The 16,246-nt window shown below is 58.7% G+C and carries 11 protein-coding genes; 5 read left to right on the plus strand and 6 right to left on the minus strand.

Annotated features, from left to right (window positions below; all coding sequences use genetic code 11):
* Positions 1 to 172: 172 nt before the first annotated feature.
* Together ACIOWL_RS12660 and ACIOWL_RS12665 are read right to left on the minus strand one after the other, a co-directional pair.
* A complete protein-coding gene (locus ACIOWL_RS12660; RefSeq protein WP_400385507.1) occupies positions 173 to 4,615 on the minus strand; it encodes an AAA family ATPase in 4,443 nt (1,480 codons plus the stop codon).
* Positions 4,612 to 5,238, minus strand: a complete 627-nt coding sequence (locus ACIOWL_RS12665) for a recombinase family protein (protein WP_400385508.1) — start codon at positions 5,236 to 5,238, stop codon at positions 4,612 to 4,614. The genes ACIOWL_RS12660 and ACIOWL_RS12665 overlap by 4 nt, the downstream gene beginning before the upstream one ends.
* Positions 5,239 to 6,590: 1,352 nt before the next feature.
* On the opposite strand from ACIOWL_RS12665, the gene ACIOWL_RS12670 reads away from it, so the two are divergent.
* Entirely contained in the window at positions 6,591 to 6,899 is a 309-nt protein-coding gene (locus tag ACIOWL_RS12670; protein ID WP_400385510.1) for a hypothetical protein, read from the plus strand.
* A 71-nt stretch (positions 6,900 to 6,970) separates the two neighbouring features.
* Positions 6,971 to 10,426, plus strand: a complete 3,456-nt coding sequence (locus ACIOWL_RS12675; protein ID WP_400385513.1) for a DNA polymerase III subunit alpha — start codon at positions 6,971 to 6,973, stop codon at positions 10,424 to 10,426.
* Here ACIOWL_RS12675 and ACIOWL_RS12680 read toward each other — a convergent pair whose 3' ends face one another.
* Together ACIOWL_RS12680 and ACIOWL_RS12685 are read right to left on the minus strand one after the other, a co-directional pair.
* Positions 10,427 to 10,867 (minus strand): VOC family protein, encoded by a 441-nt coding sequence (locus ACIOWL_RS12680; RefSeq protein WP_400385516.1) that lies wholly within the window; start codon positions 10,865 to 10,867, stop codon positions 10,427 to 10,429.
* Positions 10,868 to 11,069: 202 nt separating this feature from the next.
* Positions 11,070 to 11,552 (minus strand): glutathione peroxidase, encoded by a 483-nt coding sequence (locus ACIOWL_RS12685; protein ID WP_400385518.1) that lies wholly within the window; start codon positions 11,550 to 11,552, stop codon positions 11,070 to 11,072.
* A 474-nt stretch (positions 11,553 to 12,026) separates the two neighbouring features.
* On the opposite strand from ACIOWL_RS12685, the gene ACIOWL_RS12690 reads away from it, so the two are divergent.
* The gene (locus ACIOWL_RS12690; protein ID WP_400385520.1) at positions 12,027 to 12,476 is read left to right on the plus strand and encodes an AAA family ATPase; all 450 of its coding nucleotides are present in this window, start codon (positions 12,027 to 12,029) and stop codon (positions 12,474 to 12,476) included.
* 127 nt (positions 12,477 to 12,603) lie between these two features.
* Here the strand turns inward: ACIOWL_RS12690 and ACIOWL_RS12695 are convergent, their stop codons facing one another.
* A complete protein-coding gene (locus tag ACIOWL_RS12695) occupies positions 12,604 to 13,179 on the minus strand; it encodes a GNAT family N-acetyltransferase (RefSeq protein ID WP_400385521.1) in 576 nt (191 codons plus the stop codon).
* Positions 13,180 to 13,425: 246 nt separating this feature from the next.
* On the opposite strand from ACIOWL_RS12695, the gene ACIOWL_RS12700 reads away from it, so the two are divergent.
* Positions 13,426 to 13,941 (plus strand): DUF1648 domain-containing protein, encoded by a 516-nt coding sequence (locus ACIOWL_RS12700; RefSeq protein ID WP_400385523.1) that lies wholly within the window; start codon positions 13,426 to 13,428, stop codon positions 13,939 to 13,941.
* Here the strand turns inward: ACIOWL_RS12700 and ACIOWL_RS12705 are convergent.
* Positions 13,932 to 15,506: an MFS transporter gene (locus ACIOWL_RS12705; protein WP_400385525.1), complete on the minus strand. Its 1,575-nt coding sequence runs from the start codon at positions 15,504 to 15,506 to the stop codon at positions 13,932 to 13,934. The two genes, ACIOWL_RS12700 and ACIOWL_RS12705, sit on opposite strands and share 10 nt — an antisense overlap.
* A gap of 79 nt (positions 15,507 to 15,585) precedes the next feature.
* Between ACIOWL_RS12705 and ACIOWL_RS12710 the strand changes: the two genes are divergently transcribed.
* Positions 15,586 to 16,233, plus strand: a complete 648-nt coding sequence (locus tag ACIOWL_RS12710; protein ID WP_400385528.1) for a helix-turn-helix domain-containing protein — start codon at positions 15,586 to 15,588, stop codon at positions 16,231 to 16,233.
* The last annotated feature ends 13 nt before the right edge of the window (positions 16,234 to 16,246 follow it).

The following is a 16,246-nucleotide window of genomic DNA, read 5'->3' on the forward strand; positions in this document are numbered from 1 at the left end:
TTGTCAGATATCGCTGCCTTAATCAACTTGTTGCCCTGAATCACACGTGATTGGATATCATCCAGTCCTCACCCCGGAATAATGAAGAGAGGATATACCCGCGACACTGTCATTCGTTGAAAACGAACCAGACACGCGACAGATGCACTGTTGCCGGCGGATTGAGATGTGCTCAGAGCCTCTCTTGGTCCAAGGCTCCCTCCAAGCCGAATGCGTCCATATCGGACAGCCGGTCGATGACATTGAGGCAGCGGCGTCGGATGTCTTCGCTTCCTTGTTTGTACAGGCGAAGGACCACCGCCACGAGGTGCGAGCCGCCCATTGCCGGTCTCACCCTAGTGCCGCCGGGCTCCGGCACTTCGGATTTGACGAACCGTTCGCAGGCGTCAATGGTTGAAGGAGGCAACACTGTCGTACTTTCCTCGAGCGAGGCAAACAGATTTCCTCCATGCTGTGAAAAAGCCAAGCTCTCCATGAACTCTTTCACAAGCATCTCAGCGGTCTGCTGGTCGATTTCATGAATCCGCCAGAGAGCGCGGGCGGCAGCTTCGCGAACATCAGCGTCGCTGTCATGCATCAGTTGAGCCACGATTTCTGGGGCAGCCTCCAGCGATCCGATGAGCGCCTCAGCAACCCCGTATCTGGCAGGGGCGCTTAGGTTATTTAGTTCATGGGGTGCGGGATCCTCAATGGAACCGTTTATGTAGGCAACGATCCAGGGGTATGCTGCTCGTTTGGCTGTGGCGTCATCGGCAGTGAGCGCGCGAAGTAGGTGTGGCGCAAAGTCACAGGAACGGCGGAGAACCGCATGTTTCAGCAGTTCGGCGCATTCATATGTGCTGAAAATATCCGTAGGGGACATTGTGAACATATCCTGCGCAATCTCCAGAGCCTGATCGGGCAGCGTATTGAGCAGAGCGAGGATTGCCTCGGCGCTCCGAACACGGACCGCCATTATCGGATCGGATGCCAGTTCGCGGACGGGGCTCAGAAGCTGTTCGCAAAGGTGCGGCTGAGCAAAAAGGATGCGAGCAAGACACACTGCGGCGGCGCCCCGTGTAGAGTTCAGACCTGCAGAAGAAAGATCTCCGCCATACAGGTAGTCCCCGGTTGCGTTCTTGGTCCTCGCCGAATCGCATTCAGGGTCCTCATCCGAACAACAATTGATCACGAGTTCGACTAGTGCACCAGGGGCTTCTGAAGCAACTGTCTCGACAGCCCAGCAGATGTCCCGGCCTATTTTTTCACCCGCGACCTGGCGTCCGTGTTCACACAACTGGATGAGGAGATCAATAGGGATTTTGCCGGCTACAGAACGCAATATGGCGCCTATGTGGCCAGCATGGATAGGATTGTCCAGTTCCATCGCTAATCTTGCAAAACGCTCGGGTTCCTTCACAGCCCGTTCACCTAGAAGGCTAGACAGCTGACGAATGCCTCCCCTAGGTCCATCGCTGTGGGACCACTGGACGGAATCGGATTCGTGGGTACTAATTGCGCCGATCCACTGAGGGTCCGTTAGAAATTCTGCCGCGGCTTGAGGGATCGGGGCACCCGCAAAGTTTGCAATGATCGGCTGCGGGGGCGAAGGCAAGTGCTTGAATTTCCGCTCAAGTTCCTGAATCCGGCGGATTGCATCTCTGTTTCGTTTAGCCGGATCGATGGCTGTCAGCAGCTCAAACTGGGCACGGCCAAAATACGACCGTTCGTGAGCGCTTCGCTCATACCACGGGTAGTAGTTGATAAGGATTTCGGTCAGTTGTTCTAAGAGCTTCGGAGTGCAGTTCTTTGTCGCGGTTTCGACAAGTTCGCGGGACGACCAGCGGCTACTGGATGCATATCCCAGCTCCAGGTTTCTTGGATCTGAGATCAGCCATTGGGCGGCTATGTCGGCCAGATTACTCGTGTTGAGGGCGCGACAGGACAGGAACCGAAGTTCCTCGATGTCGCTTTCCATGAGAGGTCTGATGTAGTCAAGCAGCTCGGGCAAACGTCCTTCTTGCAGGGAATGGAGTGCTGTATCTAAGCCGGAGAAGAGCGCCTTGTCGATGCCCAACGGCCGCCCGGGGTATCGGTAATTCCACCGAGTTCCGCGCCGGAGGTCAAATTCCACACCAGACTTGGCGGTTTTTTGCAGAATATTCGTGACAAACGGTAGTACTTCATGCAGATATTGCTCCGGTGATCCGGAAGCGATCCTTGAAATGACTTCTTCGCCCCCTGAAGACAAGGTGTTTGGCAGGTGGTCAGCATCGAAAGGGTCCGCGACACCCTCGAGCGCTGACATGTAAGTTGCGCGGCGCAGGTATGCGCCCATGACTCGGGCCGCCTCGGATGGCGCATCTTCGGACAGGGTGTAAAGGATCGTCAAGAAGTCACTGTTGACCGACATCGAGCCTCGCACGCCGTCGACGTGACCTCCCTCGAGCAGTTCGACAGCCAAAGGAACCAAAGCAGGGGAGAGCGATCGCGACAGAAGTGCGGAAAAGATGGATTTCCAGTGGCCCTTTATACCCAGATATGGCCGAACTAGGTCGGCGACGCGTTTAGGCCGGACACGTGCGGCACACGAGAGATGGTCCGCCACGAGTGCGAGCTTGTCCTGGTCGGCCAACATAATCTCCCAGTCACCAACTGCGTCCGCTGCATCGAACCACGCAGGTTCCGAGAGAAGGGCCAGCAATTGGTGAGATCGTCGAGTGGTTCCGAAAGCCAGGCTTCTGAGTGCGCGCCAATCGTCGGCTCGTGCATCGAACTGTCGTAACAGGACGAGAGGTATGTCCAGCAGGTGGGAACGGATCGAGTTGTTGGTCAGGAGGCGGATTACGGTGTGCAGGAATTTCGGACGGTCTGTCTTGGCTAGGTATTCAAGAACCTGGCGCGTTTGGCCCCTCCTGAACAACGCCTGACCGGATTCCAAAAGGAAAGCCTCCAGGTTCCCACTGCTGGCAATGAATCCCTCGGCAAAGAGGTAGTCGAAGTAGGTCTCGTGAAAGAACGAGATGGACGAGCGCTCTTTGAACAGGATTCCGTATGAAATGAGTCCGTCAACCTCGAAAGGGTCGGCTGAGTGCAGCACGGACGCAGGAGCCCGGAGCGCCTCGTTCTCACTCATGTATGAGACCAAGGGGCCGCTGATCGAATGCCAGTTCATGGACCCGACACGGGCTCGAGTGTCCCTCAGAAATTGTTCGGTGAACCTCTCATAAAGGTCGGGAAGCGTCGAGAAGGACGTCGATTTGTTGACCATATCGAGCTGGCTGAAGACCGCGTAATGGAGGGGGACTTCCAACAGCTTCATTGTGTCGGCGTCCACGGTGTTGGGGGCCACTCCGGACCGTCCCAGCGCATCTGCAACTTGAGCAGGAGTGAAGGGTCCTATCTTCAGTTCTGCGACCCGGTGTTTGTCGGATCGAAGCCGGCCCAATCTTGGGTCCTTGAGTAGGTCGACGGTTCGAATGACGAGGACGATCCGCAGGTTAGGATTCGCAGTCGCCTCAGAGAGTACTTCGTCTATCGAGTCATAGTTGTCCTGCATTCGGCCGCTGTATGTGGCAACCGCGTCTAGCTGGTCAATAAACAGAACCGCGGGAGTGCCATTCGAAACCCCAGCAAGGAGGACAGCGGGCGAAGCAACGAGTTCTGCAGACCTACCCAAAGCATTGGAGGTATGAACGTCTGGGAGCGTCTTGTCCATGCTCAATACGGCAGAGTACCAGCCCATCGTGTTAAGGTTCCTCAGTACAGCGTCAACAAGGGTCGATTTACCACTGCCGGCTGTCCCATGTAGCAGGAGGATCTGCTGTCCCTCCGATTCAGCGGACATGAGCCAGTCAATAACGGAATCTATCCGATTCTGATCGGTCAGAATGGAGCTTGGTTTCAGCTGTGAAACTTTCCGGCGGTGCCGTTCAACGGTGGACAGCAGGGATTTCAAAGCGTTTGGGTCATCGACGAGGAGGCGCCGTTCGAATCCCTGTGCCTTTAGCTGGTCCCAGACAGATGGTCCGGTGATGGTTTGATGCAGTTGGGAGGTCAGCCAACCGGCGAGTTCGTTCATTGCGACGGCGGGGTTGCCGCTGAGCAGTTGTTCAATCCTTGAACGCACCAGCGGTTCTAGGGTGTGTTCGGTGTGGTGTTCGATGTGGAGATTTCGTAGGTACGTCCAAGCTGTGCCAGGGGATACTTCCCAATGAGCGGCGAGAGCCTGAAAATGCTCTTGGGAGGGACCTGTCGCGATCTTGTGGAACTCCTCGAGGTCTTCCGAGTCGCGTGCACGTGAAGTCAGGTCTTCTATATCTGCTCCCGGCGTCGAGAGCACCAAGCGGACCTTGTGGCCGTTCGCTAGATGATTCTGTATGCGTGAAAGAACTTTGCGTTCCTTCAGTACGCCGATTGTCCAGTTTCTGGTGGAGGGAACATGCTTGACCTGTTCACACCATCGAACTCCGCCCTCGTCGATCCAAAACTCGATCCCTTCGCCTTCATCCCCTGGTGGCTCTAGGCGCATGCTCGAAGCTTCACCCCGCAGGAGAGACGAAATCCTGTTGATGGTCCACCAGGTTTCGAATTGATTTCCGAGCTTATCCGCGGCACCGCCAGGCAGTGCGCTCACGCTGGCAACTCGTTGTTTTGGATTGGCCCCTGAACCTGTGGACCAGCCTTGCCCGGTTCGTCTGGTGTGCGTTGGACAATGCGGTATACCGTGCTCAGTGCGATTCCGGAGAGGTCGGCGATTTCTGCGCTGGTATGTTGTTCGCCATGATGGAATGCGACGAGGTGTTTTTCCGGGGTGGGGGAGAGCTTGGATTGCTTGCCGCGGAACTTACCTTTGGCCCTGGCGATTTGCACGCCTTCGCTGGTGCGGGTCTGGATGAGGTCCGATTCGAATTCAGCGGCCATGGATAGGGCGTTGAAGAGCAGCTTGCCGAAGGGGTCGTGGTTGGTTCCGTCGAGGCTGAGCTTGATGTTGCGCTTGGTGAGGCTCTCGACGATGTCGTAGGCGTCGGGCTGGGATCGGGTAAGTCGGTTCAACTGGATGTCCACTAGGGAGTCTCCGGCATGGCAGGCGGCGAGGGGCTGTTGGAGTCTAGGGCGTTCGCACTTCCTGCCGGTGAGGCCACGGGCGACGTAGACCAGGCTGCCCGGGACCCCGAGTGGCTTGAGGCGAGCCTGCTGAGTGGAGAGGTCCTGTTGGTTGGTGGAGATGCGGGCGTACCCGACCCGGTGCGGTGACATGACCTAAGCGTAGCGTCTGCGTCGCCCGACAAGGTCGGTTTTGCGGGCGGGGCGACTGGGAATCGGGGTTCCCTGAGTTTTCAACGTATTTAACCGTCAAAATTTCGATGTCAGGGTTGCGGTGAGTCATCCGTTACGAAGGATCCAGACTAGGTTCCGATGGCGCAAAAACTTGATTCGAAGGTGAGCACCTGTACAAAGCAACTAATTTCTCAAAAATTGTGGAATTCTGGACTGTCCATCAATAGTTGCGGGAACCCCGAACGAATGCCAGTTTCCAGTAGCCACGGCAACATGGACTTTGCTGAAACAAAAAAGCCATGTCGACTTGGGCGAAGGAATCTTCGAGCGTCTGATTACCGACCATCTGGCTGGCCGACTGCAGTAGTTGACCCACTATAAGCAGCCGGTTGAACCGGTCAAGGACGAGAATGCTTTAGGCGAGCTAGCTAGCTGGCTTTCTCAGACATGCGATTTAAATACGGCTGGACATGATCACTCCAAAGTCGAAAATCCGGTTGATCAACAAGATTTTCGACCTCATTGGGAACACCAAAGAGATACTTTCGGGCCCCAGAAGCTTATGGAACTGCAACGTGAGTCATCATCACTACTCATATGGGCGCCACGCTATTGATGAGTTGGTTCGTTGTTTCGGTGCCGAAGTCCACATCAATTATGAGACCAATGCGACGAGGCTTCATTCCAAGACATGGATGTTCCGAAACTTGGGGGTTGATACCGCATGCGTGGAAGCTCCAACCTCGGCTGGCCGATGTTGCTTGAAGGAATCGAATGGAATGTCCGACTCTCGGGTATGGTAACGCCTTGCACTTTCACTATTGATGGTTGACGTTGGTTTGTGAATGGCAATGGTGAGTGCTACAAAATCGACGCCGCCGAGCTCGACGACGTCCGCGAATTCATTTCGGCCCGGATCGGTGCCGATGTGGTAACCGACATATGGGAGACATCACTCCGTTCGAGGTCGGTATGTTCACTTTTGGTGCGCTCAGCCGCGCCACAGCGAGGACTAGTCATTTCCTAATGGCCGGATCGTTTGGACTTTGCTGGCATTGATTAGCCCTGAACTTTCGGGGATGAGCCAATTTTTGGAGTTATGCAGGCGTGCTACCTGCGCAAGCGGGTTTGTTTTTAAGTGCGAAGCTGCTTTCCCCGTAGTTATTCTAGGGCTGTCCATGAGCTTTGCATGGAGGCGTCTGCCCGTGCCACGTCTCCAGGCTCCTGGGTGCCCAACCTAAACTGTCCGTCGCACTGACTAGCGTAGCTGTTGTTCGAATACGTGTTCGAATAGAATTGATCCAGCAGGGTTGAAGGAGCTACTCGTGGGCATGTTTACCGAATCTATCCAGGTTTCCTGCGCACCCAATGGGGTGCCGTTGCGGGTTTCCTGGCAGGGCTGCGACTATCGGCTGGTTGCCGAGCCGCAGCGCTGGTTCGAGCGCCGCAAGTGGTGGGACGAAAACCTGCGTGTACCTCATGGGGTTGGTGCAGGCATGGTGGATTACGAGATGTGGCGGCTGGAGATCACCCCAGCGGCAGGCCGTGGATCTACGCAGAGCATTGACGTGAGTTTTGACCCGCAATCCACGCAATGGCGGCTTGTTCGAGTGAATCGGGACATGCCCATCAGTGCCTGAGTGGAACTAAATGCTTAATCTTCGAAACTTTGTTCTAATGGTATTCCCAGCAGTTTCGAAGGACCCGGATCATGAGCTTTACCCACCTGAATGTCACGTCCTCCTATAGCCCGCACTACGGCGTCTCCAGCCCGGCGCAGCTGGCGGCAACCGCCCGTGCGCAGGGCGCCGACGCCTTAGCGCTCGCCGATAGGGACGGGCTGTTTGGCGCGGTCAAACACGTTGCCGCCTGCCTGGCCGAGGGGTTGCGGCCAATTCTCGGTGTCAATGTGGCGGTGCTCGACGATGCGGGGAAGCCGGATGGGCGGATCATCCTGCTCGCCAAGGGACATGTGCAAGGGCGCGGGCATGCGGCGCTGTGCCGCGCGGTCTCCGCGGCCCACCAAAACCCGCGCGGAGTGATTGGGTTGAATCGGGCCGAACTTGCCACGCGACTGGCGCAGGGTGGCCTCGTGGTGCTTGTCGGAGCGGAGTCCGACGTTTCGAAAGCTATTGAAGCCGGCAAATTCCAGCAGGCCCGCACGCTGCTGGCGCAGTGGAAAAAACTTGCTGGCCCGTGGCTGCGCGCGGAAATCACCACCCACCTCTCCGCGCCGGGCAAGCGTTACAGCCTGGGATTCGCCAGCAAACTGCTTCGCTTTGCCGGCGAGCTGGGCATCACCCCCGTATTGAGCAATGCCGTGCGCTATGCAGACCCCGACGGCGCGGTCACCGCAGATATCTTGGACTCAGCCCGGGTGCTGCACAGCCTGAAGGCGCTGGATGAACTGCAACCCACCGGACAGGGCTGGCTGAAAACGCCGGCACAGATGCACCAACTGGCCCAGGATCTCGCCCGGGTCACTGAACGATCGTGGGCGCGCAAGCTCCTGCGTTATACCGAAGATCTGGCTGACTGGGCGGCGCTGGATGCACACACCGATATGGGGTGGAAGCAGCCGGTGATCCCCGAAGCCTCGGTGCTGGGTTTACACCGCCCCGCCATGCAGGAACTCACCGAACGTGTCTACAGCGCGGTCAACACACTGCTTCCCACCCAAGACCGAACCACCGTCGAAAAGCAGCTCGCCCTGGAGCTGGGAGTCATTGGCCGACTGGACTTCGCCGGCTACTTCCTCACCGTCGCCGAAACCGTCAACCTCATCACCGGCATGGGGGTACGCGTCGCCGCCCGCGGCTCCGGAGCCTCCTCGCTGGTCAACTACCTGTTGGGCATCAGCCAGGTGAACCCGCTGCAACACGACTTGGTCTTCGAACGGTTCCTCTCCGACACCCGCACCACGCTGCCGGACATCGACATCGACGTGGAATCCGCGCGCCGCCACGAGATCTACCGCAAGATCTTCACCAGCTTCGGGGAAGAACGGGTCAGCCTGATGAGCATGCAGAACGCCTACCGCGCCCGGGGAGCGGTCCGCGACGCCGGAGCCGCGCTGGGCATCGAGCAGGAACAGGTGGATGAGATCGCCAAGCAGCTCTGGCGTTTCTCCGCCTCCTCCTTCCGGGAGGCGCTCGCCGAGAAGCCGGAGCTGAACGCGCTGGCCGAACGGATTACCGACGACTCCCAGCTGGATATCCTCATCGACGCCACCGAACGCCTGGACCGGCTGCCTCGGCACATCTCCATGCACCCCTGTGGCGTCATCCTCTCCGACGCCACACTGCTGGACCGCACCCCGGTCCAGCCCTCTGGCATCGCCCTGCCCATGAGCCAATTCGACAAACACGACATGGACCTCATGGGGCTGATCAAACTCGACGTACTGGGGGTGCGCATGCAGTCAGCTATCGCCTACACCCTGGAGGAGATCAAACGCCTGCACCCCGATGCCGCCACGGTAGCCCGCGCCGGGGGACACACCACCACCAGCTACATCGAACCTACCGGACACATCGACCTGGCCCGCGTCCCGCTGGATGACGCACCCACCTTCGAGCTGATCCGCTCCACCCACACCCTGGGCTGCTTCCAAATCGAATCCCCGGGCCAACGCGAACTGATCGGCAAACTCGCCCCCACCGAATTCAACGACCTGATCATCGACATCTCCCTGTTCCGCCCCGGCCCCATGCAATCGAACATGGTTAAGCCCTACCTGGAACACCGCCACGGCTTCGCCCCCGAACAGTTCCTGCACCCAGACCTGAAACCAGCACTCGCCGAAACCCACGGAGTCACCGTCTTCCACGAACAGGTGCTGCGCATCCTGCACGTGATGACCGGCTGCACCCTGGGCATGGCCGACGTCTACCGCCGCCACCTGGGCAACCCCGCCCAGGAACCAGCGGTCGAGCACTACTTCCGCACCAACGCCACCGCCAAGGGCTACAGCCAGCAGACCATCGACGAGGTCTGGAAGGTGCTGGCCGGTTTCGGCTCCTTCGGCTTCTGCAAAGCCCACGGGGCGGCCTTTGCCGTGCCCACCTACCACTCGGCCTGGCTCAAGGCCCACCACCCCGAAGCCTTCCTGGCCGGCATCTGGGAGCACGACCCGGGCATGTACCCCAAACGGCTTTTGGTCTCCGAGGCACGACGAATGGGCATCCCCATCCTCCCGCTGGACATCAACCGCTCCACCGGACACTACCGAGTAGAACAAACTTTCGAATCAGCTCCGGCTGCCACCCCCGCCGTGCCCCGCGCCCCGGGAACCCTGCGCCCCGGACGCTACGGGGTCCGCCTGGCCTTCCGCGACATCCACCAGATGAGCGAACGAGAAGTTGAACGCCTCGTCGCCGGACAACCCTACGAACACCTCGCCGACGTGCGAGACCGCGCCGGGCTGTCCCGCCGCACCTACCAAAACCTCGCCGCGCTGGGCGTATTCGACTCGCTGCTCTCCGGAACCAACCGGGCGGACACCATCGCCCACACCCAGTCCATGGCCCGCACCAGCCTTCCCGCCAAATACCGCCCAGGCCCCGGACAACTCACCTTCGACCTAGGGCAAATCGAACACATCGCCACCACCGGAACGGAGCTAGAACCCGCAGACATCATCCGCACCGAACTCGACCTGATGCACCTGGACGCCAGCGAACACCTCATGACCTCCTACCGGCAACGCCTAGCCCACCTGCCAATCACCCAGGCAATCGAACTGCTGCACCTGCGCAACGGAACCGAGGTACTCGTCGCAGGGGTACGCGTCGCCACCCAAACCCCGCCCATGCGCGGAGGCAAACGCGTTGTCTTCATCTCCGTAGACGACGGCACCGGCTGCATCGACGCCACCTTCTTCGACGACACCCAGCAACGCACCGGACCGCTGCTCTTCTCCACCCGCATGCTGCTCATCCACGGTGTCACCCGACGCACCGGACCCCGCGGCATCTCACTGCAGGCGCTCAACGCCTGGGACCTGCACCAGCCCGAAACCCTGCCGGAAACCGGCTACCTGGAAAACGCCGCCCGCCCGCGAGCCAGCTACCGGCCGAAACTGGGCAACGCAGTCCCCGGGGGAGAAAGCGTCAGCGAACTCGCCCAACGCATGAACGCCGAAGGCCTGGACCAACGCGGCGCCTAGCTACACCGACGAAACATGCCCGTCCACATCAATCACAAACGACGGATTATGCACAAAATCCCAACGGAACCCGTCAGGATCGGCCACGCACGCACTCATCCCGCCCCACGGCTGCACCGTCGGCGCCGACACCGAGCTCGCACCGGCCTCCAGTGCTCGCCGGTAATGGTGCTCAACGTCTTCGTCACTGTGGACGTTGTGTCCGAGGGAGAGGGGAGGAGCCTTATCGCCGTGTCCCACGTTGCCGTACTCGCTGGGCATTTGAGACACGTCCCATAGCGCGAGCATCAGCCCGTGCCCAGCGCGCACAAATGCGATCTCCGGGTGGGCCGGTTGGACCAGGGCGAAGCCCAGCCCCTCGGTGTAGAACTTCAGCGAAGAGCTCACGTCGCGCACGCCAAGGGTGATGGCATTGATGGTGGGTGGGGCTGGATTAGTCATGCACCCAGCCTAGGTCGTGCCGATGCGCCCGGGAAGAGGGCAAAAAATTCGGTATAGAAAGTGTGCATTCCAATGGCTGGTCTCGCATATCAGGGCGCCACATGATTGGGCGGCCTCCGCGCTCTGGGGCCAGGGATCCCGTGCGCATGAATTTGCCCATGCCTGACACAAGGCATGGGCAATGCTCAAGTGGCGATCTTCCTTAGACGGGCAGGTTGGCTTCTATGGCCGCGATGATGGACGGATCATCCGGTACGGTCCGCGGGCGGAAACGCATAGTTTCGCCGGACGGCAGGATCAAGAACTTCTCAAAGTTCCAGCTCACGCGGCCCGCTTTCCCTGCGGCATCTGGTGTCTTTTTCAGCTCCGTATACAGTGGGTGCTCATTCCTACCGTTGACGCGTATACGGTCGAATACGGGAAAACTCACCCCGTAGGTGGTGGAGCAGAATTCCGCAACCGCCTCGTTACTGCCCAATTCCTGAAGAAATTGGTTGCTAGGGAAACCCAGAACGGTAAAGCCACGGTCCTTGTAGGTGCGTTGAAGTGCTTCAAGGGTGGCATATTGGGGAGCGAGGCCACAGCGGGAAGCAACATTTACCACGAGGATGACCTTCCCCGAGTAGTCGGACAGACTGGTCGTGGTTCCGTCCATCTTCACGATGGGGATGGTGTCGATGTTCATAACTAATCCAGCAATCAGCCGCCACATTTCATTCCCGGCCTACCCCAGAGGTCGGCTCGGATTACCGGTAGGCCGGTAGTAGCGACCTCGCCATCGCAAAGAATGAGAGCCCGGCGATCATTTTCCCAGCGGTTGAACATACTGTCCCGCGCTCGAAGGCCACTTGCCAAGAAGCCACCTAAAAGTAGATCCACTGCTCGTTACACACCGTGGACAGCTCGCATTCTCGTCGTAAACGAAGCTCTTCTTGCCAGAGGAGTGACGAATGATGATGCCGCGCCTCGGTGCCGCCGGCAACTCACCAGATGCGGTAGCTGCGCTGGCACCGCAATTTACACAGGACCGCAGTACCCCAAGCCAACCATTCGCCCCACTGGGAGCAAGTCTTCACCGAGATGCAGCGAGTCCCATCACCCCAGGCCCGACGAAGAAACTTCCTGAACACCCCAAGGTCAACATTGCTACCTTGGCTACATGGCCATAGTTCTACTTACCGGAATGTCCGGAACAGGCAAGAGCACAGTACTCGCCGAGTTGCAGGCACGCGGATACAACACCGTAGACACCGACTACGGACCATGGACGCTACCCGACGGAACCTGGGACGAACACCGCATGAAAGAACTCCTGGCACACAACCACGAGCTGATCATCAGCGGAACTGTAGAAAACCAAGGAAACTTCTATGACCACTTCGACCATGTGATCCTGCTCAGCGCGCCGCTGGCGATACTCATGCAAAGAGTCAAAACCCGAACCAACAACAACTACGGCAAAACCAGAGAGCAGCAATCACAAATCGCCGCAGATAAGCAAAGCATCGAACCAATCCTCCGACGGGGCGCAACAGCCGAACTTGACGCATGCCAACCAGTCGCAGAAATCGCAAACTCCATTGAAGTTCTGCTAGCACGCCTCCACTAGGGAAGAGACGAAAACTCACACCGAAGAAATAGGGCACTGAACCTCACACTGTTTCACTGCACAAGGAGATCGAATTCTTATCGCTTGCCAGTTTGAAACGATCTCATGCCCCACATATTTCTTTTACCTACATACTGTCCGAGGAAAGTCGCGCATGCAGATGCATATCGTGCCAACCATCCACGTGAAGAGCTTGTTTGCGCTTGGTGCCTTCATGGAGATAACCACATTTTTGCGCGACTTTGCATGACGCCGGATTATCTACGGAGTGCGAAAGTTCGAGACGATGAATACCGATTGTCTCAAATGCCCATGCAGTAAGAGTAAGCAATGCCTTCGCGGCGAGACCACGCCCACGTGCACTCGGCAGTATCCAATAGGAAATCTCGGCAGAACCTGCTGACAAATCGATGCGGCGTAAACTCACCTGTCCTACAATTTCACCATGAAGGGTGATCGCCCAACCGGCTCCGGACTCGTTTTTCCAGCGGTCTTCCCAATGCAGTACCCAAGCGTGAGCTTCCGTTGCATTCATGGTTCGTCCGTGCCATTGGACGATAGCAGGATCAACGAAGGCTTCCTCAATAACCGTTGCATTTGCGGCCAACCATGGACGTAGCTGTAAATCACCATTCAATAAAACCGGTTGAGCGTTGCGAGCAAGGTGTCCTGGCAAAAATACGGGCTGAATCAGCTGTGGCATTAGCCAAGTCAACCAGAACAGACTACACATCGTCGACATATCACTGATTCTTCTATGGCTAAGGGTGCCCACTAATCTTCATCACTGCAAATGTCCAAAATGGTGGGAACACTGCCGAACGCGAACGAACCGCCGAGGCAATGCCAGGGCGCAAGATAGCAACGAGCCGCCAAAACAAATCGCGCAGAACTGCCGGTAGACTGGAAAGTGGCATCCACTTGGTCAAACATCCGGAGCACAAAACTCATGTTGGATAAACGCCCGCCCCGCACTTACAAAACCGGCGCAGTAACTGCTGCCTTACGGATTACCGGGATCGTTGTGACCGCTGGTGCTGTCATTACGTTGTTGGTCAATTACTCGAACATGCCAGCGACCGTTCCGACACACTTCAACTTTCGCGGCGAAGCGGACTCCTTCGGACCAAAAACCAGTGTGCTGTGGCTAGCTCTCCTGCAAGTACTGGTGCAAACACTCCTGTCCTGGGTCTCCACCAAACCAAGGATCATGAACTATCCAGCACCCCTGACCGAGAACAACGCGCAAGCACTCTACAGGGAAGGCGAACGCCTCTTGGTCTGGGTCGGGCTCTGCGTCAGTGTGCTTTTTGCGGGCACAACCACAGTGCACTTCTCACCTATCGGCGGACGCATCGTCGCCGTAGCCGGCTCAGGACTCATACTCATAACGCTCACGGGAGTCATCCGACTGTTCCGCGCCTCAAACCGCACCACAGAAACCACCTCACCGGACTACAAGTAGATCCACTGCTCGTTACGCGGCACCGACAAATTGCGCCCCCGCTGAGCCCGGAACTCTTGATCAATATCTCGCGGCGCGTGATGATGGCGCTGCTCGCTACTTGGAACACGCGATAAACCGACTCGAGAAAGTACTCTCGAGGGTGACTCCGGATGCTTTTTCATGCTCACTTCTCCTTGAATATTCCTCGGCGCAACGTCCACGGACCCCAGATCCGCTGTTGCTTTGAAAGTTGCAGGCGACTGCTCACCTGCGCTCGCCGGTTCACTGATCAAGTGATCCGGATGCGGGATGCCGCGCACATGCTTTGAGCACCATGCGGCGATGGTTGAAAGGATCACCAGGGAACTGAAGAACAGCAGGGTTGGACCCATGCCCAGCCATTGCAGGCCAAGCCCGGTGAGAAACGGGGCCAGCGGCAGAGCGGCCAAAGCCATGAACATGATCAACGAATTGGCCCGACCTGCCATTTCCCGCGGGATCACCGCCATGAAATAGCCTCCGACCGACGCATTGAGCGCGGGGACGCTCAGGTAGGCGATCAATAACATGGCGCCAAGCCACATGAGGTTGGTGTTGAATCCCATCAGCAGCATGGCGCCACCCAGAACGCTCAGGCAGCTGCAGGCGAGCACGCCGGTACGGAACCGCTCGATCAGCCTTCCCGCGAACAAGGACCCGGCAAACATCCCCAGTCCCATGAACGTGGAGACCAAGCCGATCACCCAAGGACTCTCGCCGCGTTGTTGCAGGCCGTAGATCAACGTCGTGTTCAGCCCGTTGGTCCCGATGTTGATGACGGTGATCAAGATCAGCAGGCTGCGCAGTTGCGGCCTGGCAAAACACCACCGCATGCCCGCAGTGATCCCGGGGGAGACCGGCGCGCTGCCGGCAGGGGAGTTTTCCATGGGATTGGAGCCGGCCTCAGCCGCGCGCAACGGCCCGCGCAGCGCGAAGCCCGAAGCGGCAGCGAGCAGCTGCAGGAAGCTGACGGCAATCAAGGCAAATGCTGCGCCCAGTCCGAGCAGGAGCCCGCCCAGCGGGGCAGCGCCCAGCATCAGCACCGAATCGCGCCCCTGGTTTGCCGCCATGGCTCGTCCCAGTTGCTTGGGATGGACCACGTCCTTCAGCGCCGCATTGGTGACCGTGCCGAAGTAGCCTCCACGCAATTCCATGAGCACGTGGGCAACGCACAAAACCGCGACGTTCAGCGACCCGCTGATGCTTGCCACTGCCAGTGCCGAGGTGAGCGTCGCGCCGCAAATCCCTCCGGACAGCATCATGCGCGCCCGGTCGGAACGGTCGGCCACGGAGCCGCCGAGCAGCGTCAGGCTGGCCCGTGCGGCCAGTCCCACGGCCGCCAGTGTTCCTGCCTGTACCGGCGAACCGGTCAGCGCCAGCAAGATCAGGGGGAGAACGAAGGAATAGATGCCGCCGGCCAGCAGGGCCGTGGTATCTGCGACCCACCAGATCCGGTAGCTGCGCTGGCGCCGCAAGGCCGGCAGCCGCTGGGCGCCGGTGGTGTCTGCGGGCGGCTGAAGCAGGGGAGTCTGGTTCGAGGACATGCACCAACCATAAACCCGCAAATAAAGTTGCGCAATAGAAATTGCGCAACTTAAATTGAACAATTGTTATGCTGGGTTCATGGCTCAACCACAGTCGAATGTCACATTCACCACCCCCATGCTCAAGGCGATGGCAAATCCGCTGCGCCGACAGATTTTTGATGCGCTGGCCGCCATGAGAACCGGGCGGGCCTCGGATATCGGGGAGCTGCTGGGGATCGCGCCCAACAAGGTCAGTTTCCACCTGCGCGAGCTTGCCAAGGCGGAGATGATCGAGGAAGCCCCGGAACTCGCCCGCGACAAACGCGACCGCGTGTGGCGACCGGCCGCCCCCGGCTACACCACCGGCCTGCCCGGCGGCCGCGGCAAAGACGGGTCGGCCACCGCCATGAACGCCTACCTCGATCAGGTCATCCATGATGAATCCCGGCGCCTTGAGGCCGCCTTGCGGCACGCCCAGCGCTGGTACGGCACCGAGGAACCCATGGTGGACCTGGCCCAGTTGAGTACCAGCAACCTCATGCTGACCGAAGATGAGCGCCAGGAACTCCAGCGCCGGCTCGATGAGGTGATCCCCGGGTTCCGTGAAGATCAAAAAAACGGAAAGATCGCCAGCTCGCAGCCGCCCGCGGAGCGCAAGCTCTGGCACTATTCGAGCCTCCTCTCGGCCGATGAGCTGTTAAACGGGTCACAGTCGGCCGCAGACTCGACACAAAAGCCGAAGTGAGCCGGTGGCAAAG

Source organism: Glutamicibacter sp. NPDC087344 (assembly GCF_044744225.1).
In the GTDB taxonomy this organism is placed as follows: Bacteria; Actinomycetota; Actinomycetes; order Actinomycetales; family Micrococcaceae; genus Glutamicibacter.

Excerpts from the sequence above, each read along its gene's own strand:
- ACIOWL_RS12665 (WP_400385508.1), bottom strand. The coding sequence starts at position 5,238 with ATGTCACCGCACCGGGTCGGGTACGCCCGCATCTCCACCAACCAACAG.
- ACIOWL_RS12670 (WP_400385510.1), top strand. The coding sequence starts at position 6,591 with ATGTTTACCGAATCTATCCAGGTTTCCTGCGCACCCAATGGGGTGCCG.
- ACIOWL_RS12675 (WP_400385513.1), top strand. The coding sequence starts at position 6,971 with ATGAGCTTTACCCACCTGAATGTCACGTCCTCCTATAGCCCGCACTAC.
- ACIOWL_RS12680 (WP_400385516.1), bottom strand. The coding sequence starts at position 10,867 with ATGACTAATCCAGCCCCACCCACCATCAATGCCATCACCCTTGGCGTG.
- ACIOWL_RS12685 (WP_400385518.1), bottom strand. The coding sequence starts at position 11,552 with ATGAACATCGACACCATCCCCATCGTGAAGATGGACGGAACCACGACC.
- ACIOWL_RS12690 (WP_400385520.1), top strand. The coding sequence starts at position 12,027 with ATGGCCATAGTTCTACTTACCGGAATGTCCGGAACAGGCAAGAGCACA.
- ACIOWL_RS12695 (WP_400385521.1), bottom strand. The coding sequence starts at position 13,179 with ATGCCACAGCTGATTCAGCCCGTATTTTTGCCAGGACACCTTGCTCGC.
- ACIOWL_RS12700 (WP_400385523.1), top strand. The coding sequence starts at position 13,426 with ATGTTGGATAAACGCCCGCCCCGCACTTACAAAACCGGCGCAGTAACT.
- ACIOWL_RS12705 (WP_400385525.1), bottom strand. The coding sequence starts at position 15,506 with ATGTCCTCGAACCAGACTCCCCTGCTTCAGCCGCCCGCAGACACCACC.
- ACIOWL_RS12710 (WP_400385528.1), top strand. The coding sequence starts at position 15,586 with ATGGCTCAACCACAGTCGAATGTCACATTCACCACCCCCATGCTCAAG.